Source organism: Bacilliculturomica massiliensis, from assembly GCF_900605495.1.
In the GTDB taxonomy this organism is placed as follows: Bacteria; Bacillota; Clostridia; order Peptostreptococcales; family Anaerovoracaceae; genus Bacilliculturomica; species Bacilliculturomica massiliensis.
In genome coordinates this window covers 46,818-67,225 of record NZ_LR027600.1, presented here as the reverse complement: position 1 = coordinate 67,225, position 20,408 = coordinate 46,818, and the positions used below count along the sequence as shown (strand labels likewise).

Sequence of the window (20,408 nt, the reverse complement as noted above, 5' to 3'; positions counted from 1 at the left end):
GCCGTGCCGGCCGTATAGGGCTTGCCTGACTACAGGCCGAACTCCGCCGGCTCTCTGTCCAAAAGCATGGTCATCAGGGCGGCCCGTATCAATACGCCGTTGTAAGTCTGCCTGAAATACGCGCAGCCCGGGTAATCGTCCACACTGACATCCAGCTCTTTTACCCTGGGGAGGTGATGCAGTACCGCCGCGATCTTCGGCGATCTCTCCAGCATCTCTCTTGTCAGACAATATTTCCCGTCGATCGCGTCAAATGCTTCCGGATCGTCGAAGCGCTCCTTTTGAATGCGGCACATGTATACCACGTCGGCCCCTATGAGCGATTCCTGCAGATCCTCGGACTCCGTATACCGGCATCCCCTCTCCTTCACCAGATCCAGGATCCACCGGCTGGTCTCAAAGCCCTTCGGCCGTACAAAGGTAAATTCTACGTTGTCGAAGTTGGACATGCCCAGGGTCAGTGAGTTTGTGGACCGTGTATGCTTCAGGTCGCCGCAGAGCACGATGCGAAGGTTATCCAGCGTTCCCCGTTCTCTCCGGATGGTCAACATATCCAGAAGGGTCTGGGTAGGATGCTCGTTGGGTCCGTCGCCTGCATTGATCACGGGCACCCTTGAGATCCGGGCGGCCTCCTCTGCGGCGCCGGCTTCAAAATGACGCAGCGCGATAATGTGACAGTAATTTTCAATGGTGCGGATAGTGTCGGCCAGCGTCTCGCCCTTCCAGACAGACGAGGTCTTCTGCGCGTCCGCCATGGAAATGACCCTTCCGCCCAGGGCCCACATAGCTGATTCAAACGAGAGACGCGTCCTGGTGGATGGCTCATAGAAAAAAGTACAAAGGGTCTTGTCCTTCAAAGGCTGCAGTTCTGAACGGCCCAGTATAATCGGTTCTAGCTTTTCCGCCAGTTCCAGTATGTATTCAATGTCTTCTCTGTTCAGGTTTTTAATGCCCGTAATGCTTTTGCAAAGGGGTTTCACCATTTTGTTCCTCCTATTATAGATATCGGCAGCGGATCAGATCCTGCGGCGCCGCTGAACAACTGCACAATAAGCCGAATGTTCAGATAATTTCCGCCCGACCTGCCCTTACGTATTATTTGTAACTTGAATGCATTCAAATATAGTACCATCATTATATCTGCCGGGATTGCAAATTCAATTATACACACGCCTAACTAACGCCTGCCCCATCCCACTGTTTTCTCCACCTCTGAAACAGAAAATCCACTCCGGTCTTCTGTCCTTCCTCTTTTCAGCTACCTTTTTTCCAGCTTCCTCTGCCTCCGCGCAAGCAGGCAACACGTACTTGTGCTTGTGTCTAATTACGCTTTCTTCCAGGGCAAAAAAATAGACCGGATCTGATGAAATTGATCTCTCAAAATCACAGATCCGGTCTGGTCGGGGTATTTCCCCTACGGGCATTTGACATCTAAAACGCTACAACTTTGTCGTTAATTATCTGTTTCATTATACGTCTCCCGATCTCTCTGCTCTAACGCCAGACCAATCAGCCGATCGGTCTGATCTGCCATAAACAGCGGAATGTTCAGCACATCATGATCCAGTTTCAAATTATCCAAAGAGAACCGGACGCGGAGCTTTACTTCATCCGGGAACAGCTCCTTGAACTTCTTGAGACTCTTGCTGGTAATATTGGTCTCGGACTTGATCTCAACAGGGAAAATATCATTTTCCCGCTGGATGAGGAAATCTACCTCATATGGAGGATTGCTCTTCGTCCAATACCGGGGAACCACTTCAAACTGCGTAATCAAAGTTTGAAGCACAAAGTTCTCGGTCAACGCGCCCTTAAACTCCGTAAACAGACGGTTTCCTTCACCAAAGGCGGTAGGCGCCAACTGCGCCAGACGGCGGAGAAGACCCACGTCCACAAGATAGATCTTAAAGGCAGAAAGATCATCATAGGCAGCCATAGGCAGCCCCGGAGCGGTGCTTCGGTAGATCTTATACACCAGACGGGCATCTACCAGCCACTGCAAGGCGTCCTCGTATTCACGAGCCCTTGCTCCCTCTTTGACCACTTTGTAGATAAACTTCTTGTTTTCCCTCGCCAACTGGGACGGTATGGACTTCCAGATCATTAATATCTTCGGAAACTCGCTGATATTGGGATGCTTGGCAAAATCTCGTTCGTATGCACCGATGATCCCGGACAGGGCTTCCTGCATGGCTGAAACATCCCGGGCTTCCGTCCACATCAGAACCGATTCCGGCATACCGCCGGTGACATAGTACATTTTAAGTTTTTCATAAAGAGGATTAAAGAAAGCGTCGGGGATCGGTTCGATCGTCTTCACCATCTCCAGATACTTTGCCAAATTTTCGTCGCCGTTGGCAAGCAGGAACTCTGTAAAAGTCATAGGGTCGATCTGCATGAAGTTGACCTTGCCCACAGGGAAAGACGATGGCTTCGCCAGAGCGATTCCCAGCAGAGAGCCGGCGCAGGCAATGTGATACTGCGGCGTATTCTCGCAGAAATATTTCATGGAGTTGATGACCTTGGGACAGTCCTGTACCTCATCGAAGATGATAAGGGTCTTTTCCGGCAGGATCTTCTGACCGCTGGCCAGCATCAGATTCTGCAAAATCCGATCCACATCCTTGGTAGTCTCGAAGAACTGCTTATATTCCTCGTTTTCATCAAAGTTAAAATAAGCGGTATTTTCGTAATAACGTCTGCCGAATTCCTTGAGAATCCAGGTCTTGCCTACCTGACGCACTCCTTTCAGGATCAGCGGCTTGCGGTAGGGTGAATTCTTCCAATCCAACAGCCTCTTCAAAATCAATCGCTCCACAGATACCCTCCTTCACACTTTTATTGGAGTTCAGGTGTTTCTCAACAATTTTATTGTATACACTTCCTGTCGAAATTACAACCCGATCACATAATTATTGGTGTTTTTGTGCTTCTTTATCACATTTTTATAGGTTATTAGCGCCTGAAAATGCAAAGAAAAAGGACTGTATTCTGCTTTCTAGTGGAATACAGTCCTTCTTTACATATTAGCCCATGTGGAATCGTCCAGGGGATGTCCGGTTCCCATCAGTATTTTTATGCGCGTAAAGTCTGCCGCATTTTAAGTCAGATCAGGAGCAGGTCACAGCCTTCACCGCAGGATAGATCCGAAGATAAGCGGGGTATATTTCCTTGTAAAGCGCCGCGTTTTCCGGTATGGGCCGGTAGGCGATGCTGCTCTCTTCCCCCTGCAGGGAATCGGTGAACTCATCGTAGCTTCCGATCTGCCCCTCGCCGATCAGAGCAGCCGCTGAGATGGCCAGGGAGGGCAGGATGTCGGAATTGCGGTACACATAGACTGTCTGATCCAGCACGTCGGCCAGGATCTGACACCAGACCGCCACGCGCCCGCCGCCTCCGATGACGGAGACCTTCTGGGGCGGCGTTCCGATGCTCTCGATGCCCTGACGGATGGAAAAGGCTACGCCTTCCAGACAGGCGCGGATCATGTCCCCCTTGCCCGTCTGCGGATTCAGGCCCACATAACAGCCGCGGATCTTCTCATCCATGACGGGGAAGCGCTCTCCCGCCAGATAGGGCAGAAACATGGCTCCGCCGCACCCCGGCCTGCTTCCTTCCAGTATCCTGCCGATATAGTCGTAGTCGATGAGCGGACCGCCCTCCGCCGCTTCTGTCTCTGCTACCGGCGTAAACAGTCCGCTGACCCATTTGTGCACGTTGCCGGCGTTCAGGAAGGGCACCACGTTGATATACTTATTCTCCGGCATTGCAGCCAGATTGAACACGCCCATGCGGGCCGGCAGCACGTCGTCGGAGACGGTAGCCACCCACCCGGACGTTCCCAGATTGATATTGTACTGCCCCGGGGCGGAGATACCGCTGGCCAGAGTGGTCGCGCCCGCGTCGCCCACTCCCGCGTAGACCGGCGTTCCCGCCGCATAGCCCGTCTGCTGCGCGGCTTCTGCGGTGACTCTTCCGGCTTTCTCATGGGAATGCAGCAGCCGTGGGAAGAGTTCCGGCGACACACCCATCGTGCAGATGATCGTTTCATCCCACACCTTGCGGTGAATATCCATGGCCCCCGCCGTGGCGCAGGCGGTCACATCGCCGCAGACCTGGCCCGTCAGCCTGGCCGCCACATAGTCCTTAGAGCTGATCAGCACTTTAGCGATCCGACGGTAAAGCTCCGGCTGGTTCTCTTTCAGCCACAGGATCTTCGGAAAAGACAGGGAGCCGTCGTAGTGGTTTCCTGTGCACTGTTCCAGATAGTCTTCCCCCAGCGCCGCGATCACAGCGCCGGCCTGCGCTCCGCCTCTGCCGTCGGAATAGAGGATGGCGTTTCCCACCGGCTCCAGTCTGTCGTCCACCGGGATCACATCCTGCATCTGGCCGCTCATGACGATGGCGGTCACATCCTCCGGGCTCACGCCGCCTCCTGCAAAAAATCCCAGGGAGATCCGGCAGAACGCCTCGTACCAGACCCGCGGATCCTGCTCCTTATATTCGGCGTTCTTCCCGCTGAATATCGTGGGAATGTCTATGGAAGCGGACGCTGCCGGGACGCCGTCCCTTCCCGCCAGCACGCCTTTTACCGCTGTGGTGCCTATATCAAATGCCGCTATGTATTTCAATTCGCTCTGCCTCCTGTCTGTTTCGCCCGGAGCCCTTTTATTTTACCGATCGGACCGTGTCCGCCAGCTCCCTCACAAATGCGTAAAGCGCCTCTTCCGACTGGGCCAGCCGCTTCATGATGGCCGTTCCGATGATAACGCCGTCGTAACCGTGATTCAGCAGTTCCTCCGCCCGCTGCGCCGTGCCGATGCCGAAGCCCGCAAACAGATAGGCCCCGGATTCCCGCTTGGCCTCAGCCAGAAGCTCCAGATAATCTTCAGAGGTGTTGGCGATACCCGTGGGCCCGCTGTAGAGCTGATGGTAGATGACGCCAAAGTTATGCATGGTGAACAGGTTTTTTTCATGGTGAGCCTCGACTGCCGCCTCTTTTCCGTCAGAGGGCGGAGGACAGATAAATCCCAGCACATCCACGCCGAATTCCGCCACCTGGCCGGCGATGGTCCTGCGCTGCTCATTGGAACAATCCGGCAGCACCAGTCCGTCGATCAGCCGTTCTTCCGCCAGCTTCCGATAAGCGCCGGAGCGGACCAGATCCGCCTCGTAGCCCATGAGCCAGATGGGCGCCTGGATCGTCCGGCGCAGCCGGCGCCAGAATTCCAGATCCCCGGCGATGCTCTTGTCCGTCACCTGGTGGGCCCGGCGGATGATCTCTCCGTCGGCATAGGGATCCTCCGATGGAAAACCGATCTCAAAGATGCTCAGCCCCGCTTCCTCGCAGCAGCGGACGATGCGAAAAAAACTTTCCCGATCCGGATAGCCCGCTGTGAGATATCCCACAAATGTATGTTTTTCCTTTTTAAGCAGCCCCTCTGTGACGGGGCTGTACAACTCGTTCCATTCCATTATTTCGCATCTCCCTGTCCCAACTTCTGCGCGATGACCGCCAGAATGATGATCGACCCTGTAATGATATCCTGCATGTATGTGGGGCTCTGCATAATAGTCAGCCCGTTTGCCAGAATGCCCAGAATAGCAGCGCCGATCAGCGTGCCTGCCACATTGGGCACGCCCTGCCTGGAGACCGTGCAGCCGATGAATACCGCCGCGTAGGACTGGAGAAAGTAGCCGTCTCCCGCCGTGGTGTTGGCCGAACCCACCCGGGAGGCCACCAGCATGCCCGTGATGCAGGCCAGCACGGCGCAGAAGGCGAACGCCATGTTCTTATACTTTGCCACGTTGATCCCGGAGATCTTCGCCGCCTCCTCGTTGCCGCCGATGGCATACATTTTGCGCCCGATGGACATGTGCCGCATGAGGAACCAGAACGCCGCCACAAAGAGGATCATCAGCACGGAAAGCAGCGGGATCTCGCCAAATTTCTTCGTGCCCAGCCAGGCAAAGCCCTGGGGAATGTTCTGGAATACCGTGGCGCCGCCCGTGAGCTTGTATATGACGCCTGAGAGCACCGTACTCATGCCCAGCGTGGTGATGAAGGACAGCACCCGAAATCTGGCCACGATCCAGCCGTTGACCCAGCCGATGGCGAAGCAGATCAGGATGGGCAGGATAAAACACAGCGCCAGCGGCTGTCCGTTCACTGCCAGAAGGGCCGCCATGACGCCCCCCAGGCTGGCCATGCTGCCCACCGAGAGGTCGAATTCGTTTACGCTCATCACCATGGTAGCTCCGATGGAGATGATGACCAGCAGCGAGATCTGTCTGGTAATGTTGATGAAGTTCCGCACGGTACAGAAGGAATCCGGCCGCAGGATACTGAAAATGATGATGATGGCAAGCATCGCCAGAATGGTCCCGTAGGTCTGCACGATGTATTTTACGCCGATTTTGCCTGATTTCATATGTGTCAACCCTCTTTCTGTCCCTTATTTGTCATAGCAGTACGCCAATACCTCGTTTGAGGTGAGATCTTCGTTTTTCAGCAATTCCGCCGTGCGGCCCCGCACCATGATGCGGATGTTGTCCGCCACTTCCAGAATTTCTTTCAGATCCGAGGAAACGTATACCACCGCGTTTCCCTCGTCGGCCTTCTGGCGCAGCAGTCTGTGGATCTCGTTTCTGGTTTTCACGTCCACAGCCTGGGTGGGCTCGTCGCAGAGAAAAACCTGCGGCTCCGTCATCAGCGCCTTGGCGAATACCACCTTCTGCTGGTTTCCGCCGGAGAGCTCGATCGCCCGCTGTCCGATGCCGGCGATCTTGATCTGCAGGGCCTCCACTTTTTGCTGCGCGTCAAGCGCTTCTCTTTTCTCGTCCAGCACCCCGCCCCTGGCGTATTTGTCGATGCAGGAAAGCAGAATGTTATCCTTGATGCTCAGACTGCCGATCATAGCCTTGCCCCTGCGGTCCTCGCAGACCAGCGCCACGCCGTTTCGGATGGATTCCGCCGGCGACGGTTTTGTTATTTCCTTCCCGGCCAGGATCACCCGGCCAGCCGCTATAGGCCTGTAGCCGTAGATGCACTCCAGCAGTTCGGTCCGGCCGCTTCCGCCCAGGCCGAACACGCCCAGGATCTCCCCTCTGCGCACCTGCAGGTTTCCTTCCCTGACCACGCCGTCCCTGGATCGGATGCCTTCCGCCTCCAGCAGGACTTCGCCGAATCGATCCTTGCGGGCAATGCTCTCGCTCTTCCACTGGTCCGTCATCTTGCCCACCAGCTCATCCTTGGTCACATCCGATGTGTTCACGGTCTCCACCATGGCTCCGTTTTTGAAGATGGTGATCCGGTCCGTCAGGCGGAAGATCTCATCCATGCGGTGGGTCACATAGAGGATCGCCGTGCCCTTCTGCTTCAGCGTACCGATGATGCGGAACAAGATCTCCGATTCTTTGTCTGTGAGCGACGCAGTGGGTTCATCCAGAATGAGCAGCCTGCAGTCCTCCATCATGGCTCTGATGATCTCCAGACAGGTCTTCTGAGGCGGCGACAGCTCCGCCGCCGTCTTTGTGAGATCGATGTCGATGCCCAGGCTCTCCGCCGTATCCCGCACGTTCTTCTCCATGGCCTTCCAGTCGATCCTTCCGCCGGAAGTTATGTACTCCCTGCCCAGATAGGCGTTTTCGACCCCGCTGAAAGAGGGGATGAGGATCCGATCCTGATGGATGACGTTGATCCCCACCTGTCTGCTCTGAACAGGGTTGCTGATGCTCACCTCGCCGCCGTCCCACAGGATCTTGCCCTCATCCAGACTGTAAACGCCGGTCAGTATTTTGATCAGCGTGGACTTGCCCGCGCCGTTTTCCCCTACCAGGCCGTGGATCTCGCCCGGCAGTATCTCGAAGTTGATATCCTTTAAGGCATATACTCCGTTAAATTGTTTGCTGATGTGTTCTGTTTTGAGTAACACTGCTCCGCCTCCCGTCCTGTTTTCATTTCTGTCCGGCCCATCCCGCGGCCCGCGCTCTGATCCGCCCGGTCTCCCGGTTCCCCGATCTGTCGGCGCGGACCGCCGCATCGTCCGGACAAGCGGTCCTTATTTGGAAAGAGGACGCCTGCAAAGGCATCCTCTCCGTTTTCAGTTATCCGCCTTTTCCTCTGCGCGCGGCGCGCGGCCTGCGCCGCGGCCTCTCTGCCGGCCCATCCGCCGTCCCCGCGCTTCAAGTCCCAGACGGCAATATGGCTACTCCGCGTTTTCCGGTGTGATCAGCGTGGCGGGCGCGTACATTTCACCCTTCTCCAGTTCTTCCCCGTCAAAGAGCTTCGTCATCTGATCCACTACGATCTGCGCCATGCCCTCGAAGTTCTGCTGTACGGTAGCTTTCAGGTTCGTGCCTTCCTTGATCAGGCTGATGGCCTGCTCGTTGCCGTCCACGCCGGTGACGATGACTTCATCCCGTCCCGCTTCCTTCAACGCCTGCGTAGCGCCGATGGCCGGTTCGTCCCAGGCGGCCCAGATGGCCGTCACAGAATCCTTGTCCGGATTGGCCAGCAGCAGGTTTTCGACGATATCCTGAGCGTCGTTGATAGGCTGCTCCGCCGGTACGTGCTGTTCGGTAATGAGCTTAATATCGGGATAGTCCTTGATGATATCGTCAAAGGCTTCACATCTCTTGACTACGCCGGGATGCGGTCTGTGAGTCAGGGCGATCACCGTGCCCTTGCCCCCCATCAGATCGTCAAACAGATACTTTACGATCAGTTCGCCCATCTGATAATTGTCGCTGGTGGCGTTGACCTGCATGCCCTCGATAAAGCCGCTGTCGCAGCCGAAGACCGGAATATCCGCGTCAAAGGCTTCCTGCAGCTGGTTGGCCACCTGATTGGGGTCCGCGCTGACCAGAACGATCCCGTCCGTCCCTGCGGCGACTACGTCCTCGATCCGGCTGGCCAGAGCGCCGAAGTCGTTGTCCGTATTCACCACGGTCACCTCTGCGCCGCCCGCTTCCAGGCCGGACTTCAGGAACTCTACCATCTGATTGGTGGTCACGGAACCCAGATAGGGCGTCATGACCGAGATCTTTTTGCCGGACAGCCCGGATGCGGCGCCGCCGTCTCCGTCACCGTCTCCGCCGTCGTTTCCTGTACCGCCGCAGGCCGCCATGGACAGAACCAGGGTCAGAGCCAGCAGAACGGCAAACATCTTTTTCAAGCTTTTCATTTCTTCTCCTCCTCTATGAAATGATTCATTGCACTTATGCAAAGTGTAACCTTATTTATGATAGATCCCTTTAACTAATGTACGCCGGCTTTTGCCCCGCCGGTCCGTTTACAGCTGCTGCGCGCACGGGGCGTTCTCTGCAGGCAGCCCCTCCAGGATCCGCTGTGCCGTGAGAATATTGGTCAGAAACACGTCGATGCGGCCGGTCTTCAGCGCCGCCCGGATAGCGGGCGCCTTTGACTCGCCCACAGCGGCTCCGATGAGCTTCGCTTTTTTTACCGTGTCCAGAGACTGGCCGATGGACCGCTCCTGCAGACGTTCCCCCACCGGCTCTCCCTCAGCGTTTATGTAAGAAGTGCAGACGGAAGCCGCCGCTCCCTCTCTCTTCAGATATTCGATATCGGCCGCTGTCAGCCCCCCGGCCCGCACGTTGGTGGCGTTCATCTCCACGCTTCCAACTCCCACCAGCGCCACGTCGCATTTCATTCCCAGAGTGAGGACCTTCTCAATAGTGGGCTCCCCTCTGAGAAACTCCGCAGCCGAAGGGTCCGATACCACCACCGGCGCGTTCATGCTGTACGCCGTGCCGCCGTGTACTCTGGCCAGCCTCTGGGCGATATTATTCGCATGGATCTCCACGTTGCCCGCTCCCACGCTGCCCACCAGCGGAACTACCTCGGCCACCTTTTTCCCGGAAGGCTTCATGGCGTCCACCAGTCTGCTCACCGTGATCCCGCCCATGACGCCCACCCGGCCGCCGGCGGGTATGTAATCGTCCAGATAGCCTACCGCTTCCCTGACGAAATGATCCAGTCTGCTCTCGCTGTCGGCTCCCCCGGCGTCCACCACCAGCGCGTCCTTCAGCCCGTAGACTTCGATCAATTGTTTTTCCAGCTCCGACTCCCTGCTGTAAGGATTGCTGATCTTTACCGTGACCACGCCGCTGTCTCTGGCCTGCGCCAGAATGCGGCTCACCTGAGGTCTGGATATGCCAAGCCGGGTGGAGATCTCTTTCTGACTCATATTCGCAAGATAATAAAGCTCACAGATTTTGATCATCAGCCTGGTGTTGTGCACGATTCCCAAGACGCTCGCCCCTTTCCGCGAAATGTTCGGACCACGGTTTCATTCGTTCACGGCGCCCATAGACGCCGAACATTATTTCAGTTAAGGAAATCCTGTTCATCTTTATTTTCAGAATACTCTCCCAACGCCTTTTTGTCAATATTTCAGTACTTGAAATTAATTTCAAAACGCCGGTTTTTTCCTGCAAAAAAACACCGGGCGTTCTCCCGAAACTCCCGGTGTCTGATCTGCTGCAAAGGCAATATCTGGCCGCGGTCTGACATTCCATCCAGCTTAATACTCTGATCTACAAAAACAACTCCTCCAGCTGCTTTTCATCCAGCATGGACAGAAACAGACTGTTTTCGCCGATGACGGCGTCCGCCAGACGCGTCTTGCTCTCCTGCAGCTTCACGATCTTTTCCTCGATCGTATCCCGAGCCACCAGCTTGTACACCTGCACGCTGTTCCTCTGCCCCATGCGGTGAGCCCGGTCCGTGGCCTGATTCTGAGCCGCCTCGTTCCACCAGGGATCGTAGTGGATGACCACGTCTGCTCCCGTCAGGTTGAGTCCCGTCCCCCCGGCTTTCAGAGAGATCAGAAACACCGGCGCGCCTCCCTCGTTGAAGCGATCGACCAGCTCCTGACGCTGCGTCTTGGCCGTCTGGCCCGTCAGCGTATAGAATCCGATCTTTTCCCTCTGCAGCCGCTCCGCGATGATGGGAAACATAGATGTAAACTGAGAGAAAAGCAGCACCCGATGACCTCCGTCCACCGCCTCGCGGATCAGCTCCAGACAAGCCTCAAGTTTGCCGCTGTCCTTCGTGTAATTCTCATAGCACAGGGCCGGATGGCAGCAGATCTGCCGCAGCCGGGTAAGCATGGCCAGGATCTGCAGCTTGCTGGACTCAAAGCCGCCCTCCCGGATCTCTTTGCCTATCTCCAGTTTCACCTTCGCCAGATTGGACAGATAGATCTTCCTCTGTTCCGCCGACATAGGCACGCAGACTACGGATTCCACCTTGTCCGGCAGCTCTGACAGCACTTTCCGTTTCAGCCTGCGCAGCACAAAGGGCATGATCTGAGCGCGCAGCTGCCCGGTCCTGTCTTCGTCCCGGTCCCGGAGAACAGGGAGCTCGTACTCCTCTTTGAACTTGCCGTAGGGTCCCAGGAAGTCCGGCATGAGAAAATCAAAAATGCTCCACAGTTCCGACAGGCGATTTTCCACCGGCGTGCCGGTGAGGGCGAACCGGTGAAGACTGTCTACGCCCTTCACCGCCTTGGCGTTCTGCGTGCTGTAATTCTTGATATACTGGGCCTCGTCCACGATGTGGTAGTCAAATGGAATGCCTTCGTACAACGGCAGATCCCGCTTCAGCAGATCGTAAGAGGTAATGACCACGCAGGCCGCCGGGTCGAGATCTCTCCCTGAGCTCAGGCGCGCCGCCGGACCGTGATCCCCTTTCGAACTCGGCATTGTCTCTGAGACGAGATCAACTTCCGGCTCCCGGACCGCCTCAGCCAGAAGGGCGATCCTTTTCTTTCTCTCCCCCGCCGTGCCCATGACAGGAAAGGCCAAAAGCCCGGGTGCGAAACGGATCAGCTCCTGCTCCCAGTTCAGCACCAGCGAAGCCGGGCAGACCACCAGAGCCAGGATCCGTCTCTTCCCGTCCTCTCCCGGTTCCTCCCCGGTCTTTGTCACTTCATCCCCAGCCCCGACTGTCTCATGGCTCTCCACAGTCCTGACCCTTTCCGCCTGTGCCGCGGCCGCAGCGTTATCTGCAGCCGCAGCCTCCGAGCCCAGGCTCCCGTGTCTGCCGGCAGCCGCGGCGGGGACGTCCTCTTCCTCTCCTCCGCCGCGCCGTCCCCCGGATTCCGAGATCAGCAGCGCGATGATCTCCAGAGTTTTTCCCAGTCCCATATCGTCGGCCAGGATCCCGCCGAAACCTAGTCGCGCCATGGTGGACAGCCAGCGGAAACCCGTCTTCTGGTAATCCCGCAGCACGGGATCCAGCTCCACAGGCGGCTCGATCTCGCTGTCCTCCACGCCGTGGATCTCCCGGATCAGCCGGCGGAATTCTCCATCCCGGTCAAATCGGATCGTCTCCGCCTTCTTCATGATGCCGTCCAGATACATGGCCCTGTATCTGGGCAGTTCTACGGCACCCCTGGCAATCTCCTCCTTCGTCAGGTGCATGCCCTCCGCAAACTCCAGCGCATCCCGCAGCTCTTCCTCCTCAAAGTTCACAAAGGTCCCGTCGGAAAGCCGGTGAAATCTGCGCTTCGCCCGGTAGGAAGACAGCGCGTCCAGCAGCTCCTCCGGGGGGATCCCCTCAAAATCAAAGGTCACCTTCAAAAGCTGACTGTCCAGAGAAACGCGGGCAGCCGCCTTCGTCTTTGCGGGAAACAGAAGCCGCCGGTAACGATCGGTGACAAATATCTGCGCGTGGGCCGCCAACTCCCTCTGGCCTTCCCTGAGAAAATCGTACAGGGCGTCGTCGTCCCCTCTCAGATACAGGATCCCGGTCCGCTGATCCACCTCGGAAAACCATTGCTCCAGCCGCAGCCTCAGTCTCTGTTCCTGCAGATCGTTTCGCAGAAGCTTTTTCTCAGGACCTGCCTTTTCGGACTCCCCCCTGCGATCCTCTTCCCGGCCGCTGTAAAGGTCCACCAGAACCCCGTTGTAATCCCCTTTGGCCGCCGCCGCGATCACATCCTTGGCAGGGCTGTCCAGATACACTTTGGCCGCCATCTGCTCCGGCACGTACCGGCTGAGACATTCCGTATCCCCGGAAAACTCCGCGAACTCCTGGAGCGCAGGCAGAACACTGCCGCAGAACCGCACCATGTCCCCCTCCGCTACGTAAAGGGATCCGCCATTCTGCTTCAACGCCGTCAGGAACTGCCAAACGGCCTTTCTGTACTCCTCGTCGCAGCGCCAGAGAAGATCCGGACTGCCGGCAAAACACAGATAGAGATAACGCTGGCCGTACAGGGTCAACGGCAGCGTGGAAATGCGTACCTGAATGCCGCTCTCCTCTTTTTCCACCTGCAGTTCCAGCATTGGCCGTCCGTCCCTCAGCGCGAGACGGCGCTCGAAGCTTCTGGTAAATTCCCTGCAGTCTCCCTGCTGGAAAGAGCCCCAGCTGCCGTATCTCCTCCGGAGAGGCGCCCGCCACGACACCATGATCGACTGATCCCGATACAGCTCCAAAAATTCGTCCAGCGCCTCTGGAGTCAGGTTCATCCCCCGGCCTGATCTGGTGAACAGCTTATCCATGAAAACGCCGTGGGAATAGTTAAAGCCCAGCCGTTCCAGACTCTTCACCTGTCTGTAGCGCTCCATTACAAAGCGGATCACCTCTACGGAATCCTCGTGAAAGGTCTCCTCCGCACAGCGGATCGAAAAGTTCTTTCCAAACAGAAAGACTCCGCCCTCCTCCATTCTCCTGCATAGATCCAGAAGACTTCTGACCACATACTGCCGGGTATCTCCCACCGTCACCTCCAGGCTGGCCTCACTGCCCTCCCATACCAGGAGAGGCGCCACATGGACCGTCCCCCGCTGGCGCAGCCGCAGCTCCGCCTCCGCCGAAAGTCCCCTGTTCTCATACTCCCGTATGCAGGTGACGGCGATGGGGTCCGTGCGTCTTCCCCCTCTGTTGTTCATTCCGCCCTCTTGTCCGTCTGCGTCCGTCCCGGTCCGGCGAAGCCGGTCCCCCTGCCAGGGACTGTCGTTTCCCGAAGCCGCCTTCCGCTGACCCACCGGCTGCAGATCCGGCTCTCCCCGGTCCTCCGCCAGCCCCATAGCCTTTTTATCTATATCTTCAAAGTCTGAAAAATTGAACTTGTCCATTCATCCCACTCCGTATTTTCTCCGCGCTTCACCCTTCGGCGCGGCTCTGGGTCTTCCCTTCGGCCTTCCGCCCTACTCTCCCCCGTGCCGGCGTTCCGACCTCATAAGATTTGACATATCATCGCCGAAAGGCCCGTTTAACACATTTTATCACAGACCGGACCTGAAACCAATCCCGCTTGCAATCGGGACGCGGCAAACCAGCATAAACAGAAAAACGGAACGACCGTTCATACTGACACGGCATCCCGCTCCCGCATATAATAGAAACGGTACCGCCGGCAGAAAAAATTGAAAGGAGCCGATCATGTACATACCCCCTTCTCCATTGTCCGGAGTCCGACCCATTCAACCTGACCCCATCGCCCACCGGCATGCCGGGAGCACAGGCCATGCTGCCGCTGCCGTAAACGCAGGCAGCACAATGAGCGCAGGCGGCAGGGCAGACAGAGACGGAAGGCCCAATGTTTCCGCCGCCATGGTCTCCACCAACGCCAACATCGGCATCGCCCTCTCAGGAGGCGGCATCCGAGCCGCCATTTTTCACCTGGGAGTACTGCGGCGTCTGGCGGAGCTGGGCCTTCTGGAAAACCTCCGGCATATCTCCACCGTCTCCGGCGCCAGTCTGGCCGTAGCTCTTTTGTATGCCAAAAACGAAGGATGTTTCCCGGACAGCCAGACATATCTCCACCGGACGCTGCCCGCTATCCGCAGCACCATCTTGAAAAATGATATTCAGGACCGGGCGCTGATGTCCCTCACTGTCCGTCCCTGGAACTGGCGCAGAAAGGCAAATCTGGTGGCGGAGGCCATCGAACAGCTCTGGGACGTCAGGGGAGACATCCGCGATCTGCCTCCCGATCCTCTGTGGTCTATCAACTGCACCACCTTCGAGACAGGAAAGGATTTTCGCATCACTCAGAAAAAAATGGGGGATTACAAGGTGGGCTACACCCTCTCCCCATCCATTTCCATCGCCGAAGCATCCGCTGCTTCCGCAGGTTTTCCCGTGCTCATCGGCCCCTACCGCCTGTCGGCAAAAAGCTGCGGCTGGGCCGAATCCGGCAGGAAGGTGCTGCATCTGTGGGACGGCGGCGTCTACGACAATCTTGGTCTTGAAGCTCTCTACAAAATATCGGGCGGCGGCCATCTGACCGGGGACCTCAATTATCTGATCGTGAGCAACGCCTCCGCCTCCAGCGGATATGTGGAGCGGGACTTTTTCTCCCCTGTCAAGAACCTGAGACGTCTGCTGAACATCACCATGGATCAGGTGGACGCCCTCCGAAGCCGGGATGTGACCGATTATCTGGAACGGACGGGAAACGGCTGCTATCTGAAGATCTGCAGCGTCCCCGCAAGATCCGCCGGGGATGGGATGGGCAAACGCGCCGAAGCCGTAACCGGAGCCGCAGCAGAAGCTGCAGCTGCGGCGAAAGGCGCCGCCGGAGGCAGGACCGGAACCGTCGCATCCGGCATACAGCGCCCGCCTGGAAAGGCGGTCCATCTGAGCGGAGCCTCCCTTCAGAACAGCGCGGCTGAGACGGGTCCTCCAGACGCCTTATCCCCAGAAGAGGTATCCTATGTAAAGCACTATCCCACCACGCTTTCCTCACCGGCGCCGGAGGATTTCGACCTTATTCTCCGCCACGGCTACGAGGTGGCCCGGGAAAAGATTTTTACGCCGTCCAAGGTTTCTTTTCGGTGAAACATGGTATAAAATAATATCATCGCTTATATGAAATGCCTGGGATCCAGCGTGGCCCCTTCCCGCCCATGCCGTCCCCGCTGGACCCCAGGCCATTCTTTACTGAGAAACACAGTTGAAAGGAGACCTTATGCCTTTAAAATATCAGAGTCTGTCCCCGGAGCTGCAGCAGCGTATCCTGGCCGACCGCACCGACCATTGGGACAACCCGTGCCGGACCAGAGACGAGGACGTGATCCGGCGAGATCCCCACCGGGATAAGGCCAACCTCTGGCGCCCCGCTTTCGTGAGAGACGTGGAAAAGATCATGCACAGTCCCTTTTATAACCGATACGCGGACAAGACCCAGGTTTTTTCCTTCTACCGAAACGACGACATTTCCCGGCGGGCCCTTCACGTACAGCTGGTATCCCGCATCGCGCGGAATATCGGCGCTGTTTTGGGTCTCAATCAGGACCTGATCGAGGCCATCGCGCTGGGGCACGACATCGGCCACACCCCCTTCGGCCACGCCGGCGAACGATTTTTGAGCGACCTGTATCAGGAAAACACAGGCCGATACTTTAACCACAATGTGCACAGCGTCCGGGTGCTCGATCAACTCTTTGCCAGAAATATCAGCCTGCAGACCCTGAACGGCATCCTTTGTCACAACGGAGAGTTTGAGCTGAAAGAATATCGTCCAAAGCAAATGAACGATTTTAAAGAGCTGGACCACGCGGTGGAATCCTGTTATTCGGATAAAGAAAACATCGGCGCCCTGGTCCCCTCCACGCTGGAAGCCTGCGTGGTCCGCATCTGCGACATGGTAGCCTATCTGGGAAAAGACCGGCAGGACGCCCGCCGGGCGCGGCTCATCGACGACGCCGCTTCCGGGGCGGAAAGAGAAGATCCTGGGGATACCGAAAACAGCAGGGGAAACCGGAAAAATCCTTCCGGCGGCCTGCATTTCACCCCCGGCACCATCGGCGGCGAAAACGCGGAGATCATCAACAATCTGGTGGTCAATATCCTTGAAAACAGTTACGGCAAAGATTTTCTCCTTCTGAGCGGGGAGCATTTCAAGGCCCTGAAGACGGCTAAAAAAGAAAACTACGAGATGATCTACCGCAACCCCCGCATCAACGATGTGTACGACAACGAGATACGGCCTATGTTCCACGACATTTACTACCGCCTTCTGCACGACCTGCTGGACCGCAGAAAAGATTCCGTCATTTACCGGCACCACATCAGCTTCATCAACGACAACAGAAAGTATTACGGAGATCTGCCGCCCTACGAAGAGGAGGAGCCAAACCAGATCGTGGTGGATTACATCGCCAGCATGACCGACGATTATTTCATCGACCTGTACAACTTCCTGTTTCCCGGCGGGACCCATGAGATCAAGTACGTATCGTATTTTGACGATATGCGATAGCTCCCTGATGCAGGCAGCTGTCCCGACAAAAGCTGCGCGTCCCCATACGCGGCTTTTCATGAAGATCCACTGGAAAAGGAGAACCGTTCGCCAATGATCATCAGCGCCAGCAGAAGGACCGACATTCCGGCCTGTTATTCGGAATGGCTGTTTAACAGAATCAGGGAGAAATATGTTCTGGTACGCAATCCCATGAACCCCCGCCAGGTGGGGAGGATCAGCCTGGATCCGGCGGTCACGGACGGCATCGTATTCTGGACGAAAAATCCGATCCCCATGCTGGACAGATTGGACGAACTGAGGGACTACCCCTTCTACTTTCAATTCACCCTAAATTCTTACGGCAAGGACGTGGAACCCCATATTCCCTCCAAAAGCCGCGTGATGGCGCCGGCCTTTCAGCGGCTCTCATCCATGCTCGGAAAAGAACGGGTAGTCTGGCGCTACGACCCTGTCTTCTTTAACGAAACGTACACGCTGGACTATCACTGCAGATATTTCAGGGCTCTGGCGGACCGGTTGGGGGATCATACGGAACAGTGCACCGTAAGTTTTCTCGACTTCTACCAAAACACAGCGCGAAACGCCCGCTCCCTCAACATCGGACCCCAGTCCCGCCCCATGCAGCTGGAGCTGATGGGCCGTTTCTCTGAGATCGCCGCGGACCACGGGATCGCCCTGAATACCTGCGCGGAAAAAATGGAGTTGGACTTCCTGGGGATCTCCCACGCACACTGCATCGACAGGGATAGGCTTGAACGGATCGGCGGTTTTAAACTTTCCGTTCAAAAAGACAAAAATCAGCGGCCGGAATGCGGCTGCATCGCAAGCATTGATATCGGCGCTTACAACACCTGCGAAAATGGCTGTCTGTACTGCTACGCCAACTACAGCTCCAGCACCGCGGCAAAAAACCGCGCCCTTCACGACCCCGCGTCCCCTCTGCTCTTCGGCGTTCCGGGACCGGAGGACCGGATCAGCGTCAGGCAGGTCCAGTCCTGCCGAAATTGTCAGCTGGATCTGTTTGAGATCAAATAACCATGATTTTATTCCCGCAGGCGGCAGCGCTGCGGGATATTTTTTTCTCCCCTTCTTTCCTCTGCGTTTTACCCTAAATATCTGAAAACTTCTCCACTGGCGTTGCAAAATCCGGCATTTTTCTCTGTTATTCCACATCGGAAAGCCGCCGGACCGCATTCCGCGTTCCGCGATTCCGCTCAAACGAAAGCGCGTCAATCGCGCAGGTTAAAGGAGGAGACCTATGAAAACCTTTGAGATCCAGCGCGTCGAGACCTTCGACGCCAGCACCGACGTCAAAGTTACCGTCAACGGAAAGGAGGAGACCTATTCCCTGATCGAAGCCCCGGATCTGCGGGCCGCGCTGGTCCAGAGAGAGCGGGAAAACATCCTGCAGCGCCTGGACCTGAACTGTGTCATCGCCAATCTGGACAACGCAAACAGCCTGCTGTTCGTGGCCCACAACGCGCTGGCCGGCACCCTGATCCAGTCCAGGATCTCCGGCCTGCAAAAGGACCTGCAGGACCTCTGCATCAAAAGCATGCGGGCCATCACTTCCTTTCAGGAAAACATTGAAGAAATTATCGGACTGACCACCAGCGCTTACCGCTTTATGTTTCAGTGCAAGGAGCCCATGGCCCTGAAAAAGCTGCAGCGCTGTTCTTCTTACGCGTCGGATATGCAGCGGCAGTGCAGCGAGCTGTCCGCAGGCTTCGATTCCATGGCCAAACAGACCCAAGAGGCTTTGGAGGCCTCCCAGGACGAGCAGGCTGTCAGCTACCAGAAGCTGACTGAAATACGCGCCCAGCTGAATCAGATGCAGGCCGAACAGGAGGCCAGGGCCAAGAACAACGAGCTGCTTCAGATCGAGATGGAGGAGGTGTCGCAGCTTTACGAGGACGCCAAAGAAAAGGAGGCAGCGGCGGCTAAGGAAGAGCGGACCATTCGTCTGGTATCCGCCATTACGGGAGGACTTTCCGGAGTGGTGGGCGGCGTAGCTTCCGCCATCGGTTCCTCCATGTCCCGGGGCGGCATCAACATTAACACATCCGGGGGAAAACAGGGCGGCAGCGCAGGCGCAGGAACAGATCCCGGCAACGCCGGGGCCCCACAGCCCCAGCTCACTCCGGAGGAGCAGGCCTTATTCGCCCAAAAACAGGCTCAGCGCGACAATCTGGCCGACCTCAAACGCCAGCAGGTAGAGAATCAGGCAAAGAAAAACGCCCTGCTGGCTGAGATCGCCCAGATCCAGAGCGACATGGCGGCAGCTCCGCAGAAGCTGGAAGAGTTAAAGGCTGCTTTGGACAAGGTGAAAAACGACAGCCAAATGAGCGCGGAGCAGAAGGATGCAGAGATCGAAAAGCTGACGGCTCAGATCGAGACGAAAGAAAAGGACCTCCCTGTCATGGCGCAGACCCTCACCGCGAAAAAGGCTCAGGCGGACGCCCTTTCCACCCACGAGGCCGACTGCGCCGCCGCAGTCTCGGCAGCGGACGCGGCGCTGAACAGCCTGAACGAGCAGATGCAGGCGCTGAGCAGCAAGAGCGAACAGGCTTTGCAGGAAGCGAAAAATGAGAGCAAGGTCCTTCTCAAACAAAAATTTGAATTGGAAAAACAAAACAGAGAGCTGCTCTCCAACATGGCGAAATTCGCCAAACTCATCGAGGGAACCACCACACAAGGCAATCAGGCGGAAACCGCCGTGCAGACTCTTCAGGTAGCGATCCTCTGTCTGAAACAGATATCGGTGGCGCTGACCAACGCGGCGGTCTTCTGGTCCTCCGTAGAGCGGTTCTGCAGCAGGCTGGCCCAATCCAAACTGGCCGAAGATATCAAGGATCTGGCGGATTTCACCCCGGAGGAGCGGCTGGAAGAATACCGAAGCCCCGAATTCACCTTGACGCTGGTCAGTTACCTGTGCAGCTGGGTCGCTCTGGGCGACGTATGCGCCAAATACCTGGACGCCGCCCAGCAGACGAAGGCACAGATCCAGGACAATATCCTAAAGGGCTATCTCCCGGAAGAATCCTGGAAGATGGCCGCGTCTCAGGCCCACCACCTGCTGGACAGCGTGAACGCCCAGATCGCCGTCAGCGACGAAACACAAAAAAAACTGCAGGACGCTCAGGCCGCCCTGTAGAGAACACTGGATCA

General features: G+C 56.8%; 13 protein-coding genes. 4 read left to right on the top strand and 9 right to left on the bottom strand.

Annotated features, from left to right (window positions below; translation table 11 throughout):
• Window positions 1-29: 29 nt before the first annotated feature.
• From pyrB to E0E37_RS18830, 9 genes are all read right to left on the bottom strand, one after another.
• A complete protein-coding gene (gene pyrB, locus E0E37_RS04015; RefSeq protein WP_130861700.1) occupies window positions 30-983 on the bottom strand; it encodes an aspartate carbamoyltransferase in 954 nt (317 codons plus the stop codon).
• Between the two features lie 470 nt (window positions 984-1,453).
• Window positions 1,454-2,818, bottom strand: coding sequence for an ATP-binding protein (locus E0E37_RS04010; protein WP_130861699.1), 1,365 nt, complete (start codon window positions 2,816-2,818; stop codon window positions 1,454-1,456).
• A gap of 292 nt (window positions 2,819-3,110) precedes the next feature.
• A complete protein-coding gene (locus E0E37_RS04005) occupies window positions 3,111-4,631 on the bottom strand; it encodes a xylulokinase (RefSeq protein ID WP_207302918.1) in 1,521 nt (506 codons plus the stop codon).
• 37 nt (window positions 4,632-4,668) lie between these two features.
• A complete protein-coding gene (trpA, locus tag E0E37_RS04000; protein ID WP_130861698.1) occupies window positions 4,669-5,475 on the bottom strand; it encodes a tryptophan synthase subunit alpha in 807 nt (268 codons plus the stop codon).
• Window positions 5,475-6,431: an ABC transporter permease gene (locus E0E37_RS03995; RefSeq protein WP_130861697.1), complete on the bottom strand. Its 957-nt coding sequence runs from the start codon at window positions 6,429-6,431 to the stop codon at window positions 5,475-5,477. Before E0E37_RS03995 ends, trpA begins: the two co-directional genes overlap by 1 nt.
• Window positions 6,432-6,455: 24 nt before the next feature.
• A complete protein-coding gene (locus E0E37_RS03990; RefSeq protein ID WP_130861696.1) occupies window positions 6,456-7,934 on the bottom strand; it encodes a sugar ABC transporter ATP-binding protein in 1,479 nt (492 codons plus the stop codon).
• A 273-nt stretch (window positions 7,935-8,207) separates the two neighbouring features.
• Window positions 8,208-9,185 carry a sugar ABC transporter substrate-binding protein gene (locus tag E0E37_RS03985; RefSeq protein WP_130861695.1) on the bottom strand — a complete coding sequence of 326 codons (978 nt, stop codon included), beginning with the start codon at window positions 9,183-9,185 and terminating at the stop codon, window positions 8,208-8,210.
• Between the two features lie 108 nt (window positions 9,186-9,293).
• A complete protein-coding gene (locus E0E37_RS03980; RefSeq protein WP_246019636.1) occupies window positions 9,294-10,262 on the bottom strand; it encodes a sugar-binding transcriptional regulator in 969 nt (322 codons plus the stop codon).
• A 295-nt stretch (window positions 10,263-10,557) separates the two neighbouring features.
• Window positions 10,558-14,106: a DEAD/DEAH box helicase gene (locus E0E37_RS18830; protein ID WP_130861693.1), complete on the bottom strand. Its 3,549-nt coding sequence runs from the start codon at window positions 14,104-14,106 to the stop codon at window positions 10,558-10,560.
• Between the two features lie 424 nt (window positions 14,107-14,530).
• Between E0E37_RS18830 and E0E37_RS03970 the strand changes: the two genes are divergently transcribed.
• The 4 genes from E0E37_RS03970 to E0E37_RS03955 all read left to right on the top strand — a co-directional run bounded on the left by E0E37_RS03970 (window position 14,531) and on the right by E0E37_RS03955 (window position 20,394).
• The gene (locus E0E37_RS03970) at window positions 14,531-15,814 is read left to right on the top strand and encodes a patatin-like phospholipase family protein (protein ID WP_165445198.1); all 1,284 of its coding nucleotides are present in this window, start codon (window positions 14,531-14,533) and stop codon (window positions 15,812-15,814) included.
• Window positions 15,815-15,944: 130 nt separating this feature from the next.
• Entirely contained in the window at window positions 15,945-17,237 is a 1,293-nt protein-coding gene (locus E0E37_RS03965) for a deoxyguanosinetriphosphate triphosphohydrolase family protein (protein ID WP_130861691.1), read from the top strand.
• 93 nt (window positions 17,238-17,330) lie between these two features.
• Window positions 17,331-18,275: a DUF1848 domain-containing protein gene (locus E0E37_RS03960; RefSeq protein ID WP_130861690.1), complete on the top strand. Its 945-nt coding sequence runs from the start codon at window positions 17,331-17,333 to the stop codon at window positions 18,273-18,275.
• A 223-nt stretch (window positions 18,276-18,498) separates the two neighbouring features.
• Window positions 18,499-20,394, top strand: a complete 1,896-nt coding sequence (locus tag E0E37_RS03955) for a coiled-coil domain-containing protein (protein WP_130861689.1) — start codon at window positions 18,499-18,501, stop codon at window positions 20,392-20,394.
• Window positions 20,395-20,408: the final 14 nt, after the last annotated feature.

Coding starts and splice junctions, on each gene's coding strand:
- pyrB (WP_130861700.1), bottom strand. CDS start 983: ATGGTGAAACCCCTTTGCAAAAGCATTACGGGCATTAAAAACCTGAAC.
- trpA (WP_130861698.1), bottom strand. CDS start 5,475: ATGGAATGGAACGAGTTGTACAGCCCCGTCACAGAGGGGCTGCTTAAA.
- E0E37_RS03995 (WP_130861697.1), bottom strand. CDS start 6,431: ATGAAATCAGGCAAAATCGGCGTAAAATACATCGTGCAGACCTACGGG.
- E0E37_RS03985 (WP_130861695.1), bottom strand. CDS start 9,185: ATGAAAAGCTTGAAAAAGATGTTTGCCGTTCTGCTGGCTCTGACCCTG.
- E0E37_RS18830 (WP_130861693.1), bottom strand. CDS start 14,106: ATGGACAAGTTCAATTTTTCAGACTTTGAAGATATAGATAAAAAGGCT.
- E0E37_RS03970 (WP_165445198.1), top strand. CDS start 14,531: ATGAGCGCAGGCGGCAGGGCAGACAGAGACGGAAGGCCCAATGTTTCC.
- E0E37_RS03965 (WP_130861691.1), top strand. CDS start 15,945: ATGCCTTTAAAATATCAGAGTCTGTCCCCGGAGCTGCAGCAGCGTATC.
- E0E37_RS03960 (WP_130861690.1), top strand. CDS start 17,331: ATGATCATCAGCGCCAGCAGAAGGACCGACATTCCGGCCTGTTATTCG.
- E0E37_RS03955 (WP_130861689.1), top strand. CDS start 18,499: ATGAAAACCTTTGAGATCCAGCGCGTCGAGACCTTCGACGCCAGCACC.